The sequence below is a fragment of the Pseudomonas serbiensis genome (genome assembly GCF_030580745.1).
Lineage (GTDB): Bacteria > Pseudomonadota > Gammaproteobacteria > Pseudomonadales > Pseudomonadaceae > Aquipseudomonas > Aquipseudomonas serbiensis.
This window is the reverse complement of the sequence record NZ_JAUQOO010000021.1, coordinates 40,095-61,570: the sequence shown is the minus strand read 5'-3', so window position 1 is coordinate 61,570 and position 21,476 is coordinate 40,095. Positions and strand designations below refer to the sequence as shown.

Sequence of the window (21,476 nt, the reverse complement as noted above, 5' to 3'; positions counted from 1 at the left end):
TTCGCGAATGAATTCGCTCCCACCATAATTTGTGTGGGAGCGAATTCATTCGCGAACAGGGATTATCAGCCGCGAGCCTGGGCGATCAGCTCGATATAGTCTTCAGCGTTGCGCTGATCCTTGATCAAGGCAACGAAATCATTACCGTGCTCGTCCTTGCCATCCAGGTCATGACCGGCTTCCTTGAAGAACACCAGGAAACGCTCGAAGTCATCGATCCGCAGGCCACGGTAGGCCTTGATCAATTTGTGCAGCGACGGCGAGGTGGCATCGTACGGCTCGAAGTTCAGGAACAGTTTGATCTGCTCGTCGCCGATCTCGTCCCCAATCAACTGCTTCTTATCTTTACGCATTGCGGGCTCCAACTGGTCGCAGACACTTTCACGGGCGGGCAGTTTACCCTTGGCGTGTGCGAGGCTCAACGCGCACGTAGCACCGCAGTATGCAGGTCGGCCCATACATGGCCGTTGGCATAAACCAGGAACTGGCAATAAACCTTTTCACTGCGTAGCAAGTCCACAACGGCACGGTACTGGTTGACCGGGTAATAGAGCGTCAGGGTGCGTGATGGCTCATCGTAGGTCGGCTTTTTCAGGCTCTTGCTTTCGGCATCGAAGTGAATGAACACTTCGGAAATGGTCGCACCCTTGTTCAGCGGCTTGCCCTTGAGACGCAGCAACATCGGCGACGTAATGGGAATCGGCTGCTGACTGGACTGGCGCTGATTGCCGAGGACTACCGAATATTCGGTTATCTGCAATAACTGTTGCTGCTCCGGCGCACCGGCGCGCAGGCTCAGATCATCGGGAGGCAGGTACTGGCCATGCATGGGTTCAGCGTGAACCGGTGTCAGGCCGCAGACCATCACCAGCGCCATGGCGCCAGAAATCGATAACTTCATTCAGAACTTCCCTGAAAAACCAACGATCATTCCTGCGTCACAGCGCAGGAATACCTCTATATGAAGGCATTCCTGCCGCAACGACAATTACATCCCTTTGACAGCATAGATCCCGGCGGCATTGCGCCAGTAACCTTTGTAGTCCATACCGTAGCCGAAGATATAACGGTCCACGCATGGCAGGCCAACGAAATCGGCCTTCAGGTCAGGGCGAGCCTTGCGGTCGTGATCCTTGTCGATCAAAACCGCCGTATGTACGGCACGAGCGCCTGCGTGTTTGCAGAAGTCGATGATCGCACCCAGGGTATGACCTTCGTCGAGGATGTCGTCGATGATCAGCACGTCACGGTCAATGAACGAGACTTCCGGCTTGGCTTTCCAGAACAGGTCGCCGCCAGTGGTTTCGTTGCGATAGCGGGTCGCGTGCAGGTAAGAGGCTTCCAGCGGGAAGTTCAGATGCGTCAGCAGTTTGCCCGAGAAGATCAGGCCGCCATTCATCACACAGAATACAACAGGGTTGCGGTCGGCCAGTTCAGCGTTGATCTGCGCTCCGACGCGAGCGATGGCAGCATCGACTTCAGCCTCGGTGTAGAGGCAATCGGCCTCGCGCATGATTTGACGGATATGCTCGAGATCAGCGGACATGAAGCTCTCCAGATGGGCAGTTTAAGAAAAGCGGGCAAAGGTACGCATCCCGTCCATTCAGGGCAAGCGATTATGGACTAACGTTGCGAGTACCGCCCGAAGGCAAGGATTCACACCTTGCGTGACGATACTGCATGCGCTGTAAGACAGTCACAGCTGAATAGATTAATCTAGGCCGTTTTTTTGCCCCCTGCTGGAGCCTTTTCTTATGCCCATTCGTGAAATCCGTCATCCGCTGATCCGCCACAAGCTCGGCCTGATGCGCCGCGCCGATATCAGCACCAAGAATTTCCGTGAGCTGGCACAGGAAGTCGGCGCACTGCTTACCTATGAAGCCACCGCAGACCTGCCGCTGGAAAGCTACGACATCGAAGGCTGGTGCGGCACCGTTCAGGTCGAGAAGATCGCGGGCAAGAAAATCACCGTCGTGCCGATCCTGCGTGCCGGCATCGGCATGCTCGACGGCGTGCTGAGCCTGATTCCGGGTGCAAAAGTCAGCGCCGTAGGCCTGGCCCGCAATGAAGAAACACTGGAAGCCCACACCTATCTGGAAAAGCTGGTACCGGAAATCGACGAGCGTCTGGCGATGATCATCGACCCGATGCTGGCGACAGGCGGTTCGATGATCGCTACCATCGACCTGCTCAAGAAAGCCGGTTGCAAGGAAATCCGCGCCATGGTTCTGGTGGCGGCCCCCGAAGGCATCGCGGCGGTGGAGAAGGCTCACCCGGACGTGATTATCTACACCGCATCCATCGATCAACGTCTGAACGAACACGGCTACATCATTCCTGGCCTGGGTGATGCCGGTGACAAGATTTTCGGCACCAAGCAAAAGGACGCATAACTCGATGAAGCAGTCCGAATTCAACGATCCACTGTGGCGTACGGTTCTTTCCGGCGCACAAATGCTGTTCGTGGCCTTTGGCGCCCTGGTGCTGATGCCGCTCATTACCGGGCTCGATCCCAACGTGGCGTTGTTCACCGCTGGCCTGGGCACGCTGCTGTTCCAGATGGTGACAGGTCGTCAGGTGCCGGTATTCCTGGCATCGAGCTTTGCCTTCATCACTCCGATCATTCTCGCCAAAGGCCAGTTCGGCCTGGCTGCGACCATGGGTGGCGTGATGGCGGCAGGTTTTGTCTACACCTTCCTGGGCCTGGCCGTGAAAATCAAAGGCACAGGATTCATTGACCGCCTGCTGCCACCGGTGGTTATCGGCCCGGTGATCATCTCCATCGGCCTGGCCATGGCCCCCATTGCCGCCAACATGGCGATGGGCAAATCGGGTGACGGTGCCGAGCTGATCCCCTACAAGACCGCCATGCTGATTTCAATGCCGGCCTTGCTGACCACACTGATCGTGGCGGTGTTCGGCAAAGGTATTTTCCGTCTGGTGCCGATCATTTCCGGCGTGCTGGTGGGCTTTGCGCTGTCGTTCTACTTTGGCGTGGTGGATACCGCGAAGATTGCCGCTGCGCCCTGGCTGGCACTGCCGCACTTCACCGCACCGGAGTTCAACTGGCAGGCCATCCTGTTCATTGTCCCGGTGGCACTGGCTCCGGCCATCGAACATATCGGCGGTGTGATCGCGGTTGGCAGCGTGACCGGACGCGACTACCTGAAAAAACCAGGCCTGCATCGCACCCTGTTTGGCGACGGGATCGCCACGACAGCAGCCGGCCTGTTCGGTGGCCCGCCCAACACCACTTATGCCGAAGTGACTGGCGCGGTGATGCTGACCAAGAACTACAACCCGGCCATCATGACCTGGGCCTCGATCTTTGCCATCGCCCTGGCCTTTATCGGCAAGTTCGGCGCACTGCTGCAAAGTATTCCGGTGCCGGTCATGGGCGGGATTCTGTGCCTGCTGTTCGGTTCGATTGCTGCGGTGGGGATGAACACCCTGATTCGGCACAAGGTCGACCTGTCCGAGGCGCGTAACCTGGTGATCGTCTCGGTGACTCTGGTGTTCGGTATTGGCGGTGTGCTGATCGGAACCGGCAACGGCCCCGATGACTTCGGCCTCAAGGGCATCGCCCTGTGCGCCATTACTGCCATCGCCCTGAACCTGATCCTGCCGGGCAATGACAGCTGGAAGAACAAGCAACTGCCATAACCATAACCCGCGTAGGAGCGAATTCATTCGCGAATGAGCGGAGCGCCGCCCGATTCGCTCCTACGACATCAAGGGTGCTTTTTCACACATCCGGTTCAAGGCCTTGGCCCAGTTCGGGTCGTCATTCAGGCAGGGCACCAGCACCAGCTCTTCACCGCCCGCCTCCTTGAATTGCTCCGCTCCGCGATCACCGATCTCTTCCAGTGTCTCGATGCAGTCGGCCACGAATGCCGGGCACATCACCAGCAACTTTTTCACGCCCTGAGCTGCCAGCTCATCAAGGCGCGCTTCGGTGTAGGGTTCAATCCACTTGGCACGCCCAAGACGCGACTGGAACGACACCGACCATTTACCGTCAGGAATGCCCATGCGCTGTGCAAAGGCCGCAGCTGAGCGCAGGCATTGTGCGCGATAGCAGGTGGCGACCACTTCCGGCGGCGCGGTCATGCAGCAGTTTTCATTCTTGAAACAGTGGTTGCCGGTAGGGTCGAGCTTGGTCAGGTGCCTTTCCGGCAGGCCGTGAAAACTCAGCAGCAGGTGATCGTGGGGCTGCTGCAAGTGCGGACGAACGTTTTCCACCAGGGCATCGAGGTACTCGTCCTGATCGTAGAAAGGTTTCAGCAGCGAGAACTCCATTGCGAGCGATTTGGCCCGCACCACACGCTTGGCTTCTTCGATCACGGTCGTGACGGTGCTATCCGCAAACTGTGGATAAAGCGGGGCCAGAGTCACCTTCTTGATGCCCTGCCCTGCCAGGCGCGTCAGTACCGTTTCGATGGAGGGCTCGCCATAACGCATCGCCAGTTCAACCGGCCCCTGCGTCCACTCCTTTTTCATGGCCTCCTGCAAGCGCTTGCTCAGCACTACCAGCGGCGAACCGTCATCCCACCAGATGGACGCATAGGCATGGGCAGACTGCTCCGGGCGCTTGATCAGGATCAGCGAAACCAGCAGCCTGCGAACCGGCCACGGCAGGTCGATGACGTAAGGGTCCATCAGGAACTGGTTGAGATACCGGCGTACGTCCGGCACTGCTGTAGAAGCAGGCGAACCCAGATTGACCAGCAACAGCGCGTGATCGGTCATGCAACATCCTATTTCAATGGCGGCCCGAAAATTCACTCAGGGCGGCGCGCAGATCAGTAAACCGGAAGGTAAAACCCGCCTCCAGCAAACGGGCTGGCCGGGCTCGTTGACCACCCAGCAGCAAAACAGACAGCTCACCCAGCGCCACACGCAACGCAAACCCCGGCAAAGGCATGAAGGCTGGCCGGTGAAGGACGCCCGCCAGGGTCTTGGCAAATTCGCGATTACGCACCGGCGTTGGCGCGCAGAGATTATAAGGACCTCGGGCATCACTGCGGTTCAACAGAAAATCAATCGCCGCGATTTGATCGTCGATATGAATCCAGGGCATCCATTGCCGACCATTGCCTATCGGGCCACCCAGGCCGAGCTTGAAGGGCAGCAGCAGGCGCTTCACGAAACCGCCCTGCTCGGACACCACCAGACCGGTACGCACCAGAACCACTCGAATGCCCAGGGCCTCTGCATGTTGAGCGGTTTCTTCCCAGGCGGTGCATAACTGGCTGGCGAAGTCTTCCTTGGCTGGCCGGGAGGTTTCATCCAGTTCATGCTCACCCGCATCGCCATACCAGCCGACCGCGGAACCGGAAATCATCACCTCGGGCTTTTGCTGCCGTCCCTCCAGCCAGGCCAGCAGTTGCTCGGTAAGACCAATGCGACTGCTCCACAGCAGCAACCTGCGCTTGCGAGTCCAGGGACGGTCAGCTATCGGAGCACCCGCGAGGTTGATGACGGCATCGATCGATTGCTCACCCAACTCATCCAGACGGGCAATCCCACGCACCGACGGCCCACAGAGTTCAGGCACTTGAGCGGGCCGGCGGCTCCAGACTGTCAACTGATGGCCTTGCGCAGACCAGAATCGACAGAGCGCTCGTCCTATCAAACCAGTACCGCCGGTCAGCAATATGTGCATGGCAGGTTACCTCGCGTGGCGTTCGGGGCAATTGAGTAGTCTATTTTTTATAGGTCTGGCTTATCCACAAAAGCAAAACCTTTTGCTGAACAATAGGCCACACCTGAATGAATTGGAGCTTTACTGCCCACCCCGGGCAGTTGGCCCATTGTCTACAAGCAACAGACTGACCGTCTTTGACCGAACAGGTTGCAGTTGACCAGGCAGTAAAATCGAGAACGACTGCAAGTTATACCAAAAACGGAGATTGTACAGGTTTTAACTACGGCGTAGTCTGTGCAGACAAGGTAACGAGGCCCCTATGACTGTACCTATCGCAATCATCGGTACCGGTATCGCCGGACTCTCTGCTGCCCAGGCACTCAAATCTGCCGGGCATGACGTACATCTTTTCGATAAAAGCCGCGGCAGCGGCGGAAGAATGTCCAGCAAGCGAAGTGAGGCAGGTTCTCTGGACATGGGCGCGCAGTATTTCACCGCCCGTGATCGCCGCTTCGTAGCAGCCGTCAATCAGTGGCAAGCCAAGGGCTATGTGGCCGAATGGACTCCCTCGCTCTACAACTTCCATGGTGGCAGGCTCAGCCCGTCGCCGGACGAACAGGTGCGCTGGGTCGGCACGCCAGGCATGAGCGCCATTACCCGCGCCATGCTGAGCGATCTGCCCGTGACATTCTCGTGCCGCATCACCGAAGTCTTTCGCGGCGAACATCACTGGAACCTGCAAGATGCCGAAGGCAACAGCCACGGTCCTTTCAGCCATGTGGTCATCGCCCTGCCAGCGCCTCAGGCAACGACACTGCTGGCGGCGGCACCGAAACTGGCAAGCGTGGTCACCGGCGTGAAAATGGACCCGACCTGGGCCGTGGCCCTGGCTTTCGCAACTCCCCTGCAAACTCCGATGCAAGGCTGTTTCGTACAAGACAGCCCCCTCGACTGGCTGGCCCGCAATCGCAGTAAACCCCAACGTGACGACACGCTCGACACCTGGGTTCTGCATGCCACCAGTAACTGGAGCAGACAACATCTGGACATGCCCAAAGAGGAAGTCATCGAGCATCTGCATGGCGCATTCGCCGAACTGATCAACTGCCCGATGCCAGCTCCGGTATTCAGCCAGGCGCACCGCTGGCTCTATGCACGACCTGCCGGCTCGCATGAATGGGGCGCACTCTCCGATGCTGACCTGGGCATTTATGTCTGTGGCGACTGGTGCTTGTCCGGTCGCGTCGAAGGCGCATGGCTCAGCGGCCAGGAAGCCGCACGCCGCCTGCTTGAACACCTCAAGTGAATACCATCAATCCCCGCAAGCTGCTGCTGTCGAAATGGACCGCAGCAGTCCCGCTCAACCGCGAAAAGCACTTTCTGGTGACCGAGCTGTTCAAGGATGAGGAAGGCACGGTGCTGGAGATAGAACTGCAAGCCGTGATGACTCACCGCAGCGAGCGATTGCCATGGCAGACGCTACAGAATGCGCAAGTGTGGCGTATGGGCTGGAAATGAGCCTGCGTCTGCCTTGTGAATAAGCGCCGCCCGTAAATTCTTGTACAAAGAATTTGACTTGTACAGCTACAAACCTATGATGACACAAGTTGTACAGACTTCTTGGTCTGTATAAGTCTTGCGTAGAGGTTTGTGATGTCAGCGCCTGTGATCGATAAACCAAAACTGGGTATCAGTGCCTGCCTGCTGGGCGCTGAGGTTCGTTTCAATGGCGGTCATAAAGAATCTCGTCTTTGTACGAGGGCGCTGAGCGAGTATTTCGATTTCATTGCGGCCTGCCCTGAAGTCGCCATCGGCATGGGGATTCCCCGTGAACCGATCCGGTTGGTGGGCGACCCCGAAAATCCCCAGGCCGTCGGCACGGTCAACAGCGACCTGAATGTCACCACGGCGCTGGCTGATTACGGGCTGCACATGGCGACCGAGCTGGGCGATATCTGTGGCTACATTTTCATGCAGAAATCACCGTCCTGCGGCCTGGAGCGGGTCAAGGTCTATCGAGAAAACGGCGCGCCCGTCGATGGCGGTGGACGCGGTATCTATGCCCAGGCCTTCTGCGCCAGACACCCCGACCTGCCTGTAGAAGAAGACGGCAGACTCAACGACGCCGTGTTACTGGAAAACTTCGTCACGCGGGTATTCGCCTACGCGGCCTGGCAGCAACTGCTCAAAGAGGGCGTGACACGTCGCGCCTTGAGCCAATTTCATTCGCGCTACAAATATCAGCTCATGGCCAGCAATCCCCAGCAGTACAAAGTGCTGGGCAACATGCTGGGCAGCATGGGCCGTAGCGATCCGAACGAGATTGCACCGCGCTATTTCAGCCAGTTGATGGCAGCACTTAAAAAATGCGCCACCCGCCGCACCCACACCAACGTCCTCCAACACCTCAGTGGCTACCTCAAACACCACCTCGACACTGAGGACAAGCAGGAAATCCAGCAATTGATCACTCAATACCATCAAGGCGTCGTGCCCTTGATCGTGCCGCTGACCCTGCTCAAGCACCACTTCCGCCAACATCCTGATCCGTATATTGCGCTGCAGGTTTACATGCAGCCGCATCCGGAAAAACTGAGCCTGCGTAATGCGATCTGAACCATGAACGATACAAACCAAGAGGCGCATGAGCCAGACAACTGGCTGCCGATCCGTGAAGTTGCACGTCAGACCGGGGTCAACGCCGTCACGTTGCGGGCCTGGGAACGACGCTACGGGTTGATCGTGCCCCACCGCACCGCCAAGGGACATCGCCTGTATACCCACGAGCATGTACAGCGGGTGATGACGATTCTGACCTGGCTCAATCGCGGTGTATCCGTCAGTCAGGTCAAAGCCTTGATCGATGAACAACAGCCGGAAAGCTTCACGCCCGGCAATGATTGGGATGCCCTGCACCAGACGCTGTTGCAGGCCATCGGTGAACTGGCCGAACGCCGGGTCGACGATGTTTTCAATCAGGCCATGTCGCTGTATCCGCCACGAACCTTGTGTGAGCAATTGTTGCTGCCGCTGCTGGCCGAGCTGGAGAAGCGCTGGCAAGGCAAGTTCGGCGCGCAGATGGAGCGTGTGTTCTTTTATTCGTGGCTACGCAGCAAGCTTGGCGCACGCATCTACCACAACAACCGGCAACTCAACGGCAAGCCGTTGCTGCTGGTGAATCAGTCCGACCTGCCGCTTGAGCCGCATCTATGGCTCGTGGCCTGGCTGGTCAGCAGCGCCGACTGCCCCGTGGAAGTATTCGACTGGCCGCTGCCAAACGGTGAGCTGGCACTGGCCACCGAATACCTGCAACCACGCGGCGTCCTGCTCTACTCCAGCAAATCGCTGAACCCGACTCAACTGCCAAGGCTACTGAGCAATATTTCCTGCCCGATCGTGTTGAGCGGACCAACGGTACAGATCCATAACGCCGATTTGCTCGTATGTGCGAACGAGGTCACAGGATTGACCCTTGCTCAGGACCCGCTCAGCGCACAGATCGAATTGAACAGGCTCGGACTCATTTAAAGGATTTCACATGCAACTGTTTTGGCTGCGTAGCGATTTGCGCGTTCACGACAATACCGCCCTGGCCGCTGCCATGGAGCGGGGTCCTGCGCTGGCTGTGTATCTGATCAGCCCGACTCAATGGCAGAACCATGACGACGCAGCCTGCAAGGTCGATTTCTGGCTGCGCAATCTGGTCGAGCTGGAAAAAGCCCTGGGTGATCTGAATGTCCCTCTACTGATTCGTGATGCAGATACCTGGGACAAAGCCCCTGAAGTGTTGTTGCAGCTCTGCGCCGAGCATGGCGTCGAAGGCGTACATGCGAATGAGGAGTACGGCATCAATGAAGGCAAACGCGATCAGGCCGTACGCCATGCACTGGAAAACGCCGGTGTTCATTTCAGCAGCTATCTGGATCAACTGCTGTTCAAGCCTGGCAGCATCCTGACCAGGACCGGCGGCTACTTTCAGGTTTACAGCCAGTTCCGCAAGGTCTGCTACGCCCGCCTGCACGAAGCGATGCCACACCTCATTCGCGCACCGAAGGCCCAGCAACCGTTATCGATCAAAAGCGATGCGGTACCTGATCAGGTCGAAGGCTTTACAACGCCCTCCAAAACGCTGCGAGAACTCTGGCCTGCCGGTGAAAACGAAGCGCTCAGACGCCTGGCTGCCTTCAGCGACGATCAGATCCGCTACTACCAGAGCGAACGCGATTTCCCGGCAAAACCTGGCACCAGCCAGTTGTCGGCCTATCTGGCAGCCGGCGTGGTTTCTCCACGCCAATGCCTGCATGCAGCCCTGATGAGCAATAACGGGGAATTTGAAACCGGTAATACCGGGATCGTGACCTGGATCAACGAGTTGCTGTGGCGGGAGTTCTACAAACACATTCTTGTAGGCTACCCTCGCGTTTCACGCCATCGCGCATTCCGCCCGGAAACCGAAGCCGTCAAATGGCGTAACGCTCCAACCGAACTGGCCGCGTGGCAGGAAGCCCGCACCGGATTGCCCATCATTGATGCAGCCATGCGCCAGTTACTGGAAACCGGCTGGATGCATAACCGACTAAGGATGGTCGTTGCGATGTTCCTGACCAAGAACCTGTTGATCGACTGGCGTGAAGGCGAGCGCTTTTTCATGCGTCACCTTATCGATGGTGACCTGGCGGCCAATAACGGCGGATGGCAGTGGAGTTCGTCCACTGGCACAGACTCGGCACCCTACTTCCGTATCTTCAACCCTTTGTCGCAATCGGAAAAATTCGATCCCGAAGGGCGCTTCATCAAGCATTGGCTGCCGGAACTGGCCAGCCTCAACAAGAAAGAAGTGCATGACCCGTCCCTCGTCGGTGGCCTGTTCGGCGTAAAAGACTATCCCGCACAGATTGTCGACCTGAGCAAAAGCCGCGCACGGGCGCTGGCCGCCTTCAAGGCCCTGCCCCATCGCCAGCCAGCAGCGGGCCCGCTCCATGAGTGAATTCCTGCAACGCTTCGCCCATGACTTCGCAACGCTGAACAAGGACAACCTTGAGCGAGTGGCCGGGCTCTATAGCGACAACGTGTCATTCACAGACCCGATGCACCATATCCAGGGTCTGGCGGCCATGCAGGATTACTTCGCTCAGCTTTACAGCAATGTCAGCGCACTGCATTTCGACTTCCATCACTTCGATGAAGTCAGGCCCGGTGAAGGCTATCTGACCTGGACCATGAGTTATTCACACCCACGCCTGAACAGGGGACGGCTTATCAAAGTCGAAGGTTGTTCGCACCTGCATTGGCACGAAAAGGTTTACCGGCATAGAGACTACTTCGACGCCGGTGCATTGCTCTATGAACACCTCCCCATCATGGGAGGCTTGATTGCCTGGCTGAAAAAGAGGTTGGCATGAAGACTTCGTACGCACGTCGCATATGGCTGACGGGTGCAAGCAGCGGTATTGGTCTGGCACTGGCAAAAGAGCTGCTCGACTCAGGAAACCAGTTGGCCTTGACCGCCAGAACCCTTGAGCCCTTGCAGGACTTGTCGCAGCGTTACCCCGGCCAGGTCCTGCTGGTAACCGGCGATATCACCGATGGCGAGCAAGTCAGGCACATGGGCGATCGTATCGAACAGGAATGGGGAGCACTGGACACGGCCATCCTCAATGCCGGGACCTGTGAGTACATTGACGCACAAAGCTTCGATGCAGCACTGGTGGAGCGGGTGATTCGCACCAACCTTCTGGCCAGCAGCTTCTGCATCCAGGAAGCACTGCCCTTGTTGCGCAAAGGTACAAAACCACATCTGGCTGGCGTCGCCAGCGCGGTGACTTACCTGCCGCTGCCCCGAGCCGAAGCCTACGGCGCCTCGAAGGCCGGCCTGCGCTACATGTTCGAATCACTGCGCCTGGACCTGGCCAGCGAAAACATTGACGTCACCGTGATCAGCCCGGGTTTCGTCGAAACGCCGCTGACTGAAAAAAACGATTTTCCGATGCCCATGCGCTGGCCTGTCGACAAGGCAGCACACTACATCGCCAAAAGACTGAACAGCCCCAAACGCCCACTGGAAATCGCCTTCCCCGGCCCTTTCATTTTCAGCCTGCGCTTGCTGGCCATGTTGCCAGCCCGGGCAAGATTCGCCCTTTGCAAACACATGGCACGCCCCCCGACCTCGAATAAGGACGCTCAATGAAGATCGCCATCATTGGCAGCGGTATCTCAGGCCTGACCAGCGCCTACGTGCTCAATCGCTCCCATGACATCACGGTGTTCGAGGCGTCGGACTGGATCGGCGGCCACACGCATACCGTGGATGTGCAGGTCGCTGGCCGTGCCTATGCGATCGATACCGGCTTTATCGTCTTCAATGACTGGACCTACCCGAACTTCATCAAATTGCTAGGCTGGCTGGGCGTGGCATTCAAGCCGGCCGAAATGAGCTTTTCGGTGCATGACCCGCGCAGCGGCGTCGAATACAACGGCAATAACCTCAACAGCCTGTTCGCCCAGCGCAGCAATCTGTTGTCGCCGAAGTTCTGGGGCATGCTGAGCGATATTCTGCGCTTCAATCGCCAGTCCGTGGCCGACCTGGAAAACCAGCGCATCGCGGCCGACACGACGCTTGGCGAATACCTGAAAAACGGCCGCTACGGCCAGCGCTTCATCGACCATTACATCGTGCCCATGGGCGCGGCAATCTGGTCGATGTCACTGGCGGACATGCTGGGTTTCCCTCTGCAATTCTTCGTGCGCTTCTTCAAGAATCACGGGCTGCTTTCTGTCACTCACCGTCCCCAGTGGTGTGTGATTGAAGGTGGCTCCAGAAGCTACATCGAACCGCTGACGGCTTCGTTCAAAGACCGCATTCGCCTGTCATGCCCTGTGCATCGGGTAGAGCGTGACAGCGAGGGCGTCACCCTGCACAGCGCGGCAGGCAGTGAGCGCTTCGATAAGGTGATCTTCGCCTGCCACAGCGATCAGGCCTTGCAGTTGCTGGCCCAGCCCTCACAGCACGAACGGGACATTCTCGGCGCTCTGCGTTATGCCGAAAATGACGTGGTTCTGCACACCGACACACGACTGCTGCCCAAACGCTCACTGGCCTGGGCCAGCTGGAACTACCGCCTTGGTGGCGGAGAGCAGCAACTGGCTGCCGTCACCTACGACATGAACATCCTGCAAGGGATCGAAAGCGACACCACGTTCTGCGTCAGCCTGAATCAGACCAGCGCCATCGACCCGGATAAAATCCTCGGCCGCTATCGCTACGCCCATCCGCAATACAGCCTGGATGCCATTGCAGCCCAGGAGCGCTGGCAGGAAATCAACGGCGTTGAAAACACCTGGTACTGCGGCGCCTATTGGGCCAACGGTTTCCATGAAGACGGCGTGGTCAGCGGCCTGCGCGTGGCCCAGGCCTTTGGGGAAGCGCTGTGAACAGCGCCCTTTACAGCGGCTGGATCACTCATCGGCGTTTTGCGCCCAGAGCCCACGAATTCAACTATCGAATCGGCCTGCTCTATCTGGATCTGGACGAGCAGGACGCCGTGCTCAACTTGTCACCGCTGGCCGGGGGCAAGCGATTTTCGCCGTTTTCATTCCGGGAACATGACTATTTGCCGGAACTGACCGGGCGCGGCGTGCCGCTGATCGAAGCGGTACGCGAGCGGGTCGGGATAGCGCTGGGTCATATGCCGCTGGGCCGGGTCTGCCTGCTGACCCAGGCCCGTAGTTGGGGTTTGTCGTTCAACCCGGTGAGTTTTTTCTACTGCCATGAAGTCGACGGAACACTGGCCGCCATCCTGTGTGAAGTCACCAATACACCCTGGGGCGAGCGGTATCACTATGTCCTGCCCGCCACTGGCGAAGGCCATCAGCACTTCGCCGTGGCCAAGGCGTTTCATGTGTCGCCCTTTCTGCCCCGTGATCTCGAATACCGCATGAGTTTCAGCCAGCCCGCCGAGAGAATCGGTGTGCATATGGCCGACTGGCAAGGAGAGCTGAAAGTGTTCGACGCCACGCTCAACCTGAGTCGGCAGAAGCTCAATCGTCAGACACTGCATCGCTATCTGCTTGCCTATCCATGGATGACTGCCAAGACCTGCCTTGCGATCTATTGGCAGGCCATACGCCTGTTTCTCAAGCGCATCCCGATTTTCAATCATCAGACTGCTGACGGTGAATACCGTACAGGCACGCCGCAACCCAAGGATCGACGTGATGAAAAACATCAGTAGTAGTGGTTTTTCTGCCAATCTGGGTGCCCACAACCTGACAGCCAGTTTTCTGCGCCGGGGCGTGTTGCGCCAACTGAGCAAATTGCGCAACGGCCAGTTGGTGGTCAACGACGGCACTGAACGCCATGTCTTCGGCAAGGCCGGAGCGCTGATCCAGGGGGAAATCCATATCCGCGACTCCGCGATCTGGGGCCTGGTTGCCAGCGGTGGTTCCATTGGCGCGGGCGAAGCCTTTATCCATGGCTACTGGACCACGCCGGACCTGACGGCAGTGGTGCGGGTGTTCGTCAGCAACCTTGATGTACTTGATGCCATGGAAGGCGGCATTGCACGCCTGACAAGGCCCATGGTCCAGGTCCTGCACTGGCTCAACCGTAATACCCGCAAAGGTTCGCAGAAAAACATCTCGGCCCATTACGACCTGGGCAATAAATTATTCGAGCAGTTTCTCGATCCGACGATGATGTATTCCGCCGCTCAATTCCTGAACGAGAACGACAGCCTCGAACAGGCCCAGTTGAACAAGCTGGAGCGCATCTGCCAGAAACTGGCCCTCAAACCCGAGGATCATCTGCTGGAAATCGGTACGGGCTGGGGCAGCATGGCGATTTATGCCGCGCAGCATTACGGCTGCCGTGTCACGACGACCACGCTGTCGAAAGAGCAGTTCGCCTACACCGAGCAGCGGCTGGTACAACTGGGCCTGCAAGACCGCGTGACCCTGCTGCTCAAGGATTATCGCGACCTCACCGGCCAGTACGACAAGCTGGTGTCCATCGAAATGATCGAAGCAGTGGGCCACAGGTTTCTGCCAACCTACTTCAAGCAGTGTTCGCATCTGCTCAAGAGCAACGGGCTGATGCTCTTGCAGGCCATCACCATTCGCGAGCAGCGTTATGAGCAGGCCAAGAGCAGTGTGGACTTCATCCAGCGCTATATCTTCCCCGGCGGCGCCTTGCCGTCGGTCCAGAAGATGCTGGAAATCGTCGGCGGTGACACCGACATGAACCTGCTGCACATGGAGGATTTCGGCCTGCATTACGCCCGCACCCTGCGCATGTGGCACGACAACTTCAAGCAGGCCCACAACGCATTGCTGGAGCTGGGTTACGACGAGTACTTCCTGCGTCTGTGGGAGTTTTATCTGTGCTACTGCGAAGGTGGTTTCCTGGAAAGAACCATCGGCACCGCCCAGTTGCTGCTGGCCAAACCCGAAGCCTTGCGCGCACCGGTGCTTGGGCTCTTCGATGCTTAAAACCGTCGCCAATGCGCTGTTGTTCCAGATCGGCTGGTTCGCCTGCGTGCTGGGCGGCAACAGCTACTGGCTGCTGATTGCAGCCGGTGTGCTGGCAATACATCTGCTGTGGACAAGTTCCTGGACGAGCGAGGGCCGATTGCTGTTGGCCGTAACCGTATTGGGCACGCTGCTCGACAGTGCATTGATGAATCTGGGGGTATTGGACTTCGGCACCGATGGCCCACTGATTCCCTTGTGGCTGGTATTACTCTGGGCAGTCCTGGCAACCACGCTCAATCACTGCCTGGCCTGGACCGCCACCCCTTGGTGGCGAGCCAGCCTGCTCGGCGCAATTGGCGGCCCGATGTCGTACTATGCAGGCTCGCAACTGGCGCAAGCCCAGCTTCCACTGGGTTTGTGGCCAAGTCTCTTGATACTGGGCGCGGTCTGGGCCGTCATCTTTCCCTTGCTTCAGCGACTGGCTACCCATCCACTTATCAACAGACCCACCGGAGCCCCCCACTGAAATCCGCGCTCATCACTCTGACACCGATTCCAAGCGAGCCGGCAGTCACTTGCTCGACCTGTGCGGCCTGCTGCTGCCAGCTGGAAGTCATGCTCATCACCGACACAGGCGTGCCCGAGCGCTATATCGATACCGATGAGTGGGGCGGCGAAGTCATGCTGCGCCTGGAGGACGGCTGGTGCGCGGCGCTGGATCGCAACACCATGATGTGTACCATCTACGAAAAACGCCCGCTTATATGCCGAGAGTTTGAGGCAGGTGCAGAAGAGTGCATGAACGAACGGCAGGGAATTGCGACGGCTTATCTCTGAGGGCGGCGGGTAGGAGCGAATTCATTCGCGAGACGGCATGGCAAACGATGGATAGGTATCGAATGTAGCGGCCTGTCGCGAATAAATTCTCCCCCGCCTGGTCGTTCACTATCAGAACGGCATCTTGTAATGCAGAGCGTAGCTTTCTATCCCGTCGTTCGGCTGTTTGATGCCAGCGTTGGAATAGTGAGTGGCGCGAATGCCGATTTCATGCCCGCCCGCAAAGCGCAGACCAAAACCGATGCGGTCTTCGAAGTTGAAAGCCGAGCCCAGCTTGTTGTCTTCAACTTGAGTATTGGAGAAAACCGAAACACCAATCCCCGCCTCGATGTAAGGCTTCACACTCTGTCCTGAAAACTCGTAAACCAACACTGGCGAAAACGACAGGCTGTTATTGCTGGAGCGCTTGTCTCCATCCCAATACGTGTAGGCGCCATCCCAATAACCGGTCAGGCGACCTATATCGCTTTTCAACCAGCTTTTATCCCAATCGAACTGCACGCCCAGACGATAGGTCATCGTCGACTGGCTGGTATGACCTACCGAAAACTCAACGCCATCGGCTTGTGCCAGAGAGCTTTGCCCTGCGAGAACAGCCGATACCACGGCCGAACAAAAGAGTCGCTTCATAAGAAACATCCATTTCATATGGTAGTTGTTAGAAAGTGCTGGAAACTTGGCAGACGCACTATAGAAAGCAGCAGCAAAGCGTTGGTTCAGCCCCCAAAAGCTTTTTTCACGATTTTTTTACAAACCTAAGCTTCGCACACTGCCAGCGCTTTGCCATAGAGCTGGCAGAATTTTTTTGAAATCATTTGGATTACCACTCGTCCAGTAGGACGTTTCGCACCCGGGAGTCGTGGCAAGGAGGTCGGCTTGTGCCAAAAGACGCTGAAGCTGCCGGGCTACAGCGGCGCCAGTGTCGATCAGGCTGATGGAATCGGGAATCATCTGGCGCAGCAGCGGCTTGAGAAACGGGTAGTGAGTACAGCCTAGAATGATGGTGTCGCAGCCTTCAAGCAGCAGTGGCTCGACATAAGTCCAGAGCAATTGGCGAATGGTCGGGCTGAGGAGATCACCGGTTTCGATCAACTCCACCAATCCCGGGCAGGGTTGAGTAACGACCCGCACATCGTTGGCGAATCGGTCGAGCAAAGCGGCGAACTTGGCGCTTTGCAGAGTGCCAGTTGTCGCCAGAACTCCCACTACACCACTGCGAGTCGCGGCAGCGGCCGGTTTGACCGCAGGCTCCATACCAACGATGGACCAGTCGGGGTAGCGCTGACGTATCTGCGCAACGCCTGCCACTGTCGCGGTGTTGCAGGCCAGCACCAGCGCCTTGGCACCTTGCTCACGGAAGAAACCGGCAATCGTGAGGCAGCGCTGAATGATGAATTCCGGGCTCTTTTCGCCGTAGGGAATATGACCGCCGTCCGCGACATACAGCAGTGACTCGTTGGGCAGAAGCTGGCGAATCTCGGTGAGTACCGAAAGCCCGCCCACTCCGGAGTCGAATACCCCGACCGGCGCGCTACGGCTATAAGGCGGGCGAGCGTCAGTCATGCTTGCCTCTGGCAGCGCCACACACACCACATGCCGGATCACGCTTGACCTTCAGCTCCCGGAAACGAGTGGTCAGGGCATCAATCAACAACAGGCGGCCGACCAGAGGCTCGCCAAAACCCGCCAGCAGCTTCAAGGCTTCCAGGGCTTGCAGGCTGCCGACCAGGCCCACCAGAGGACCGACGACGCCAGCTTCACTGCAAGTCAGTTCGGCTTCGCTGCCGTGACCGTACAGGCAGTGATAGCAAGGGCTCTCGGCGCGGCGCGGGTCGAACACCGACAACTGGCCTTCGAGGCGGATCGCAGCGCCGCTGACCAGGGGCTTGCCTGCTGCGACGCAGGCCGCATTCACGGCTTCGCGGGTCGAGAAGTTATCTGAACAATCAAGTACCAGATCCACGCCTTGCACTGCTGCGCTCAGCGAGTCGGCATCCAGAGCGGCACGATAAGCGACCAGTTTCACTTCAGGGTTGATGGCCGTCAGACGTGCCATGGCTGAATCCACCTTGGCCTGCCCGATACTCTGGCTGTCATGAATGATCTGGCGTTGCAGGTTGGTCAGGTCGACGCTGTCGAAATCGGCCAGATGCAACTCACCAACCCCGGCAGCGCCCAGATACAGCGCCACTGGCGAACCAAGGCCACCAAGACCGACGATCAGCGCACGGCTGTTCTTGAGCCGCATCTGCCCATCGATATCGACGTGTTGCAGCAAGATCTGCCGACTGTAACGCAGCAGTTCCTGGTCACTCAGCACAGCAGGCATCCGAAGGTAATGCGCTCGTGCTCGCCCAGATCACGCCGGGTCTGCACCCGATCGAAACCACTGGCGGTGAGCAGGTTCCGCACTTCGGCACCCTGGTCATAGCCATGTTCGAGCAACAACCAGCCGCCGTTGCGCAGATACGCCGGAGCCTGCTGGATAATGGCTCGCAGGTCGTCCAGGCCATCGGTGCCGGCAACCAGTGCGCTGCTCGGCTCGAAGCGAACATCACCGGCAGCCAGATGCGGATCGGCGTCAGCGATATAAGGCGGGTTACTGATGATCAGGTCGAACTGCTTCTCCTGATCCAGCGCGCTGAACCAATGGCTGTTAAGCACCACGGCGTTGTCCAGTTGCAAGCGCTGTCGGTTACGTTCTGCCAGAGCGACGGCTTCAAGCACACGGTCCACGGCCGTCACCTTCCACTGATGACGCTCACTGGCCAGCGCCAGGGCAATCGCCCCGCTGCCGGTTCCCAGGTCCAGAACCTGAGCGGGGGCAAAAGCCGGGATCAGTTCCAGCGCCGCTTCAACCAGCATTTCGGTTTCGGGACGTGGAATCAATGTATGGGGCGCGACTTCCAGGTCGAGCTTCCAGAAGCCTTGCTGGCCCAGGATATAAGCCACGGGCTCACCGGTACGCCTGCGTTGCAGGTAACCCGCAAAAGTCAGCGCCGCTTCGGTGCTGACAATGCGCTCGGGCCAGGTATGCAGGAAACTGCGCGGCTTGCCCAGGGCAGCGGCCAGCAGCAACTCGGCATCCAGTCGCGCCGTTGGTGAGTCGGGAAGTTCAGCGCTTCTTAACAAGCTGGCGATGATGGTCATTTACTCACCCAGTGCCGCAAGTTGATCAGCCTGATATTCAGCGAGTAGCGGCTCTATCACTGCATCGACCCCACCGGCCAGAACTTCATCCAGTGAATACAACGTCAGATTGACACGGTGATCCGTCACTCGCCCTTGAGGGAAGTTATAGGTGCGAATACGCTCCGAACGATCACCCGACCCCACCAGAAGCTTGCGCTCGCTGGCGATGGCATTGGCAGCGGCGCTGGTCTGCTGATCATTCAGTTTGGCAGACAACCAGGACATTGCCCGGGCTCTGTTCTTGTGTTGCGAACGTTCTTCCTGACACTCCACGACAATACCCGATGGCAAGTGGGTAATGCGAATGGCCGAGTCGGTCTTGTTGACGTGCTGCCCACCGGCACCGGAAGAGCGATAGGTGTCGATGCGCAGGTCTGCCGGGTTGATTTCGATGGCCTGCTGCTCGTCAGGCTCGGGCAATACCGCCACGGTGCAGGCCGAGGTATGGATACGCCCCTGGGACTCAGTCTCGGGCACACGCTGTACGCGGTGGGCACCGGACTCGAATTTCAGCTTGCCGTAGACATTTTCGCCTTCGACCCTGGCGATGACTTCTTTATAGCCGCCATGCTCGCCTTCGTTTTCCGACAGGATTTCCACACGCCAGCCACGACGCTCGGCATAACGCGAGTACATGCGAAACAGGTCGCCGGAGAAGATCGCCGCCTCGTCACCGCCCGTGCCCGCACGGATTTCCAGAAACACGTTACGGCCGTCGTTCGGGTCCTTGGGCAGCAGCATGCGTTGCAACTGCGCCTCAAGTTCCACCAACTGTTGTTTGGCTTCACGGACTTCTTCGACCGCCATTTCCCGCATGTCGGGGTCGCTGTCCTTGAGCAGAGCCTGCGCACCGTCCAGATCGGCCAGAACCTTGATGCGTTGTCTGTAAGCCTCGATGACAGGCTCTACTTCGGCATACTCACGGGAATAGGCGCGAAACTTGGTCTGGTCGCTGATAACTTCCGCATCGCCAAGCAGCGCGGTCAATTCTTCAAAACGGTCGCTGAGCACATCCAGCTTATTGAGCAGTGAAGCTTTCATTGCGAAGGTTTATCCGTCGAGCCCTCACCGAGGGCAAAAAGTTCCTGAGCCATGGCCAGCGCATCGACGCGGCCTTCGGCAGACAGCTTTTTAAGCTGAACGCTTGGAGCGTGCAGCAGTTTGTTGGTCAGGCCACGGGCCAGGTGAATCAATACTTCTTCTGCATTGCTGCCGTTGGCCAGCATACGCTGCGCCTTGCTCAGTTCCTCGTCGCGCAGCCGCTCGCTTTGCTGACGATAGGCACGCAGCACATCGACTGCCGCCAGCTCACGCAGACGGGACATGAAGTCGTCGGCGCCAATACTGACCAGTTGTTCAGCCGCCAGGGCAGCACCCTGCCGGCTCTTGAGGTTTTCGGCGACCACTTCATGCAGATCATCGACGCTATACAGGTAAACGTCGTCCAACTCACCGACTTCAGGTTCGATATCGCGCGGAACAGCGATATCCACCATGAAAATCGGCTTGTGCTTGCGCAGCTTCAAAGCACTTTCAACAGCGCCCTTGCCCAGAATCGGCAACTGGCTGGCTGTAGAGCTGATCACGATATCGCTGTTGACCAGTTCTGCCGGGATATCCGAAAGCAGTACCGCATGGGCTCCAAACTCGGCGGCCAGGATGTTGGCACGCTCCAGAGTCCGGTTGGCGACCACGATACGCTTGACGCCCAGGTCACGCAGGTGCCGGGCAACCAGAGTGATGGTCTCGCCCGCGCCGATCAGCAACGCCTGACTGCGCTGCAAATCGCTGAAAATCTGTTTTGCCAGGCTGACGGCGGCAAATGCGACCGATACCGGGTTTTCACCAATGGCCGTGTCGGTACGAACCTGCTTGGCCGCACTGAACGTGGCCTGAAACAGGCGCCCGAGTAACGGACCAACGGTTCCGGCCTCACGGGCAACCGCATAGGCCGACTTCATCTGCCCGAGAATCTGCGGCTCTCCGAGTACCAGAGAGTCCAGCCCCGACGCTACGCGCATCATGTGACGCACGGCAGCATCGTCTTCATGTATGTAGGCGCTGGCGCGCAATTCATCCAGACTCAGTTGGTGATAGTCCGCCAACCACGCCAGAATGCTGTCAGCTGCGAGCTGGTCATGCTCGATATACAACTCGCTACGGTTACACGTCGAGAGAATCGCGGCTTCGCGACTGCTGGTAAGACGGCAAAGCTGCTGCAAGGCCTCGACCAACTGTTCCGGCGTAAATGCAACGCGCTCGCGAACGTCGACCGAGGCAGTCTTATGGTTAATACCTAGAGCAAGGAAGGCCATTCAGGGTCGCTGGTGGT

General features: G+C 58.1%; 25 protein-coding genes. 14 read left to right on the top strand and 11 right to left on the bottom strand.

What is annotated here, in order from left to right:
• Nucleotides 1-65: 65 nt before the first annotated feature.
• From Q6A51_RS22785 to Q6A51_RS22775, 3 genes are all read right to left on the bottom strand, one after another.
• Nucleotides 66-353, bottom strand: coding sequence for a PA4642 family protein (locus Q6A51_RS22785; protein WP_200986448.1), 288 nt, complete (start codon nt 351-353; stop codon nt 66-68).
• A gap of 65 nt (nt 354-418) precedes the next feature.
• Complete coding sequence (locus Q6A51_RS22780) at nt 419-901, bottom strand: hypothetical protein (protein WP_201020044.1); 483 nt, start codon at nt 899-901, stop codon at nt 419-421.
• Between the two features lie 87 nt (nt 902-988).
• The gene (locus Q6A51_RS22775) at nt 989-1,546 is read right to left on the bottom strand and encodes a hypoxanthine-guanine phosphoribosyltransferase (RefSeq protein WP_200986450.1); all 558 of its coding nucleotides are present in this window, start codon (nt 1,544-1,546) and stop codon (nt 989-991) included.
• A gap of 208 nt (nt 1,547-1,754) precedes the next feature.
• Between Q6A51_RS22775 and upp the strand changes: the two genes are divergently transcribed.
• Nucleotides 1,755-2,393, top strand: a complete 639-nt coding sequence (upp, locus tag Q6A51_RS22770; RefSeq protein WP_201006531.1) for a uracil phosphoribosyltransferase — start codon at nt 1,755-1,757, stop codon at nt 2,391-2,393.
• A gap of 4 nt (nt 2,394-2,397) precedes the next feature.
• Nucleotides 2,398-3,663: a uracil-xanthine permease family protein gene (locus Q6A51_RS22765; protein ID WP_201020045.1), complete on the top strand. Its 1,266-nt coding sequence runs from the start codon at nt 2,398-2,400 to the stop codon at nt 3,661-3,663.
• A 60-nt stretch (nt 3,664-3,723) separates the two neighbouring features.
• Here Q6A51_RS22765 and hemH read toward each other — a convergent pair whose 3' ends face one another.
• Nucleotides 3,724-4,749: a ferrochelatase gene (gene hemH / locus Q6A51_RS22760; protein ID WP_304575790.1), complete on the bottom strand. Its 1,026-nt coding sequence runs from the start codon at nt 4,747-4,749 to the stop codon at nt 3,724-3,726.
• Between the two features lie 13 nt (nt 4,750-4,762).
• A complete protein-coding gene (locus Q6A51_RS22755; protein WP_122321097.1) occupies nt 4,763-5,665 on the bottom strand; it encodes a TIGR01777 family oxidoreductase in 903 nt (300 codons plus the stop codon).
• A 301-nt stretch (nt 5,666-5,966) separates the two neighbouring features.
• Here Q6A51_RS22755 and Q6A51_RS22750 point away from each other — a divergent pair, with 301 nt between their 5' ends.
• The 12 genes from Q6A51_RS22750 to Q6A51_RS22695 all read left to right on the top strand — a co-directional run bounded on the left by Q6A51_RS22750 (nt 5,967) and on the right by Q6A51_RS22695 (nt 15,952).
• Complete coding sequence (locus Q6A51_RS22750) at nt 5,967-6,953, top strand: NAD(P)/FAD-dependent oxidoreductase (protein ID WP_122321095.1); 987 nt, start codon at nt 5,967-5,969, stop codon at nt 6,951-6,953.
• The gene (locus Q6A51_RS22745) at nt 6,950-7,165 is read left to right on the top strand and encodes a TIGR02450 family Trp-rich protein (RefSeq protein WP_201020048.1); all 216 of its coding nucleotides are present in this window, start codon (nt 6,950-6,952) and stop codon (nt 7,163-7,165) included. The genes Q6A51_RS22750 and Q6A51_RS22745 overlap by 4 nt, the downstream gene beginning before the upstream one ends.
• 135 nt (nt 7,166-7,300) lie before the next feature.
• Nucleotides 7,301-8,263 (top strand): YbgA family protein, encoded by a 963-nt coding sequence (locus Q6A51_RS22740; protein WP_304575789.1) that lies wholly within the window; start codon nt 7,301-7,303, stop codon nt 8,261-8,263.
• Nucleotides 8,264-8,266: 3 nt separating this feature from the next.
• Entirely contained in the window at nt 8,267-9,175 is a 909-nt protein-coding gene (locus tag Q6A51_RS22735; protein ID WP_201006518.1) for a MerR family transcriptional regulator, read from the top strand.
• A 10-nt stretch (nt 9,176-9,185) separates the two neighbouring features.
• Nucleotides 9,186-10,634: a deoxyribodipyrimidine photo-lyase gene (phrB, locus tag Q6A51_RS22730; RefSeq protein ID WP_201020050.1), complete on the top strand. Its 1,449-nt coding sequence runs from the start codon at nt 9,186-9,188 to the stop codon at nt 10,632-10,634.
• Nucleotides 10,627-11,049: a nuclear transport factor 2 family protein gene (locus Q6A51_RS22725; RefSeq protein WP_201006514.1), complete on the top strand. Its 423-nt coding sequence runs from the start codon at nt 10,627-10,629 to the stop codon at nt 11,047-11,049. The genes phrB and Q6A51_RS22725 overlap by 8 nt, the downstream gene beginning before the upstream one ends.
• The gene (locus Q6A51_RS22720; protein WP_201006512.1) at nt 11,046-11,834 is read left to right on the top strand and encodes an SDR family NAD(P)-dependent oxidoreductase; all 789 of its coding nucleotides are present in this window, start codon (nt 11,046-11,048) and stop codon (nt 11,832-11,834) included. The genes Q6A51_RS22725 and Q6A51_RS22720 overlap by 4 nt, the downstream gene beginning before the upstream one ends.
• Nucleotides 11,831-13,078, top strand: a complete 1,248-nt coding sequence (locus Q6A51_RS22715) for an NAD(P)/FAD-dependent oxidoreductase (RefSeq protein WP_304575788.1) — start codon at nt 11,831-11,833, stop codon at nt 13,076-13,078. The genes Q6A51_RS22720 and Q6A51_RS22715 overlap by 4 nt, the downstream gene beginning before the upstream one ends.
• On the top strand, nt 13,075-13,878 hold the full coding sequence (locus Q6A51_RS22710) for a DUF1365 domain-containing protein (RefSeq protein ID WP_304575787.1): 804 nt from the start codon (nt 13,075-13,077) through the stop codon (nt 13,876-13,878). Before Q6A51_RS22715 ends, Q6A51_RS22710 begins: the two co-directional genes overlap by 4 nt.
• Nucleotides 13,862-15,133 (top strand): SAM-dependent methyltransferase, encoded by a 1,272-nt coding sequence (locus Q6A51_RS22705; RefSeq protein ID WP_304575786.1) that lies wholly within the window; start codon nt 13,862-13,864, stop codon nt 15,131-15,133. The genes Q6A51_RS22710 and Q6A51_RS22705 overlap by 17 nt, the downstream gene beginning before the upstream one ends.
• Nucleotides 15,126-15,641 (top strand): DUF2878 domain-containing protein, encoded by a 516-nt coding sequence (locus Q6A51_RS22700; protein ID WP_201020054.1) that lies wholly within the window; start codon nt 15,126-15,128, stop codon nt 15,639-15,641. Before Q6A51_RS22705 ends, Q6A51_RS22700 begins: the two co-directional genes overlap by 8 nt.
• 11 nt (nt 15,642-15,652) lie before the next feature.
• On the top strand, nt 15,653-15,952 hold the full coding sequence (locus Q6A51_RS22695; RefSeq protein WP_201020092.1) for a YkgJ family cysteine cluster protein: 300 nt from the start codon (nt 15,653-15,655) through the stop codon (nt 15,950-15,952).
• Between the two features lie 111 nt (nt 15,953-16,063).
• Here Q6A51_RS22695 and Q6A51_RS22690 read toward each other — a convergent pair whose 3' ends face one another.
• The 6 genes from Q6A51_RS22690 to hemA form a co-directional block, all read right to left on the bottom strand.
• Nucleotides 16,064-16,582 carry an acyloxyacyl hydrolase gene (locus tag Q6A51_RS22690; RefSeq protein ID WP_201020055.1) on the bottom strand — a complete coding sequence of 173 codons (519 nt, stop codon included), beginning with the start codon at nt 16,580-16,582 and terminating at the stop codon, nt 16,064-16,066.
• A 117-nt stretch (nt 16,583-16,699) separates the two neighbouring features.
• Nucleotides 16,700-17,515 carry a glutamate racemase gene (murI, locus tag Q6A51_RS22685; RefSeq protein WP_201020056.1) on the bottom strand — a complete coding sequence of 272 codons (816 nt, stop codon included), beginning with the start codon at nt 17,513-17,515 and terminating at the stop codon, nt 16,700-16,702.
• A complete protein-coding gene (locus Q6A51_RS22680; RefSeq protein ID WP_201020093.1) occupies nt 17,508-18,272 on the bottom strand; it encodes a molybdopterin-synthase adenylyltransferase MoeB in 765 nt (254 codons plus the stop codon). Before Q6A51_RS22680 ends, murI begins: the two co-directional genes overlap by 8 nt.
• Nucleotides 18,266-19,102, bottom strand: coding sequence for a peptide chain release factor N(5)-glutamine methyltransferase (prmC, locus tag Q6A51_RS22675; RefSeq protein WP_201020057.1), 837 nt, complete (start codon nt 19,100-19,102; stop codon nt 18,266-18,268). Before prmC ends, Q6A51_RS22680 begins: the two co-directional genes overlap by 7 nt.
• Nucleotides 19,103-20,185, bottom strand: coding sequence for a peptide chain release factor 1 (prfA, locus tag Q6A51_RS22670; RefSeq protein ID WP_201006504.1), 1,083 nt, complete (start codon nt 20,183-20,185; stop codon nt 19,103-19,105).
• A complete protein-coding gene (hemA, locus tag Q6A51_RS22665) occupies nt 20,182-21,459 on the bottom strand; it encodes a glutamyl-tRNA reductase (RefSeq protein WP_304575785.1) in 1,278 nt (425 codons plus the stop codon). The genes prfA and hemA overlap by 4 nt, the downstream gene beginning before the upstream one ends.
• Between the last annotated feature and the right edge of the window lie 17 nt (nt 21,460-21,476).

What these genes read in the sequence shown, in the direction of transcription:
- Q6A51_RS22785 (WP_200986448.1), bottom strand. Translation starts at nt 353, where the DNA reads ATGCGTAAAGATAAGAAGCAGTTGATTGGGGACGAGATCGGCGACGAG.
- Q6A51_RS22780 (WP_201020044.1), bottom strand. Translation starts at nt 901, where the DNA reads ATGAAGTTATCGATTTCTGGCGCCATGGCGCTGGTGATGGTCTGCGGC.
- Q6A51_RS22775 (WP_200986450.1), bottom strand. Translation starts at nt 1,546, where the DNA reads ATGTCCGCTGATCTCGAGCATATCCGTCAAATCATGCGCGAGGCCGAT.
- upp (WP_201006531.1), top strand. Translation starts at nt 1,755, where the DNA reads ATGCCCATTCGTGAAATCCGTCATCCGCTGATCCGCCACAAGCTCGGC.
- Q6A51_RS22765 (WP_201020045.1), top strand. Translation starts at nt 2,398, where the DNA reads ATGAAGCAGTCCGAATTCAACGATCCACTGTGGCGTACGGTTCTTTCC.
- hemH (WP_304575790.1), bottom strand. Translation starts at nt 4,749, where the DNA reads ATGACCGATCACGCGCTGTTGCTGGTCAATCTGGGTTCGCCTGCTTCT.
- Q6A51_RS22755 (WP_122321097.1), bottom strand. Translation starts at nt 5,665, where the DNA reads ATGCACATATTGCTGACCGGCGGTACTGGTTTGATAGGACGAGCGCTC.
- Q6A51_RS22750 (WP_122321095.1), top strand. Translation starts at nt 5,967, where the DNA reads ATGACTGTACCTATCGCAATCATCGGTACCGGTATCGCCGGACTCTCT.
- Q6A51_RS22740 (WP_304575789.1), top strand. Translation starts at nt 7,301, where the DNA reads ATGTCAGCGCCTGTGATCGATAAACCAAAACTGGGTATCAGTGCCTGC.
- Q6A51_RS22735 (WP_201006518.1), top strand. Translation starts at nt 8,267, where the DNA reads ATGAACGATACAAACCAAGAGGCGCATGAGCCAGACAACTGGCTGCCG.
- phrB (WP_201020050.1), top strand. Translation starts at nt 9,186, where the DNA reads ATGCAACTGTTTTGGCTGCGTAGCGATTTGCGCGTTCACGACAATACC.
- Q6A51_RS22725 (WP_201006514.1), top strand. Translation starts at nt 10,627, where the DNA reads ATGAGTGAATTCCTGCAACGCTTCGCCCATGACTTCGCAACGCTGAAC.
- Q6A51_RS22720 (WP_201006512.1), top strand. Translation starts at nt 11,046, where the DNA reads ATGAAGACTTCGTACGCACGTCGCATATGGCTGACGGGTGCAAGCAGC.
- Q6A51_RS22715 (WP_304575788.1), top strand. Translation starts at nt 11,831, where the DNA reads ATGAAGATCGCCATCATTGGCAGCGGTATCTCAGGCCTGACCAGCGCC.
- Q6A51_RS22705 (WP_304575786.1), top strand. Translation starts at nt 13,862, where the DNA reads ATGAAAAACATCAGTAGTAGTGGTTTTTCTGCCAATCTGGGTGCCCAC.
- Q6A51_RS22700 (WP_201020054.1), top strand. Translation starts at nt 15,126, where the DNA reads ATGCTTAAAACCGTCGCCAATGCGCTGTTGTTCCAGATCGGCTGGTTC.
- Q6A51_RS22690 (WP_201020055.1), bottom strand. Translation starts at nt 16,582, where the DNA reads ATGAAGCGACTCTTTTGTTCGGCCGTGGTATCGGCTGTTCTCGCAGGG.
- murI (WP_201020056.1), bottom strand. Translation starts at nt 17,515, where the DNA reads ATGACTGACGCTCGCCCGCCTTATAGCCGTAGCGCGCCGGTCGGGGTA.
- prmC (WP_201020057.1), bottom strand. Translation starts at nt 19,102, where the DNA reads ATGACCATCATCGCCAGCTTGTTAAGAAGCGCTGAACTTCCCGACTCA.
- prfA (WP_201006504.1), bottom strand. Translation starts at nt 20,185, where the DNA reads ATGAAAGCTTCACTGCTCAATAAGCTGGATGTGCTCAGCGACCGTTTT.
- hemA (WP_304575785.1), bottom strand. Translation starts at nt 21,459, where the DNA reads ATGGCCTTCCTTGCTCTAGGTATTAACCATAAGACTGCCTCGGTCGAC.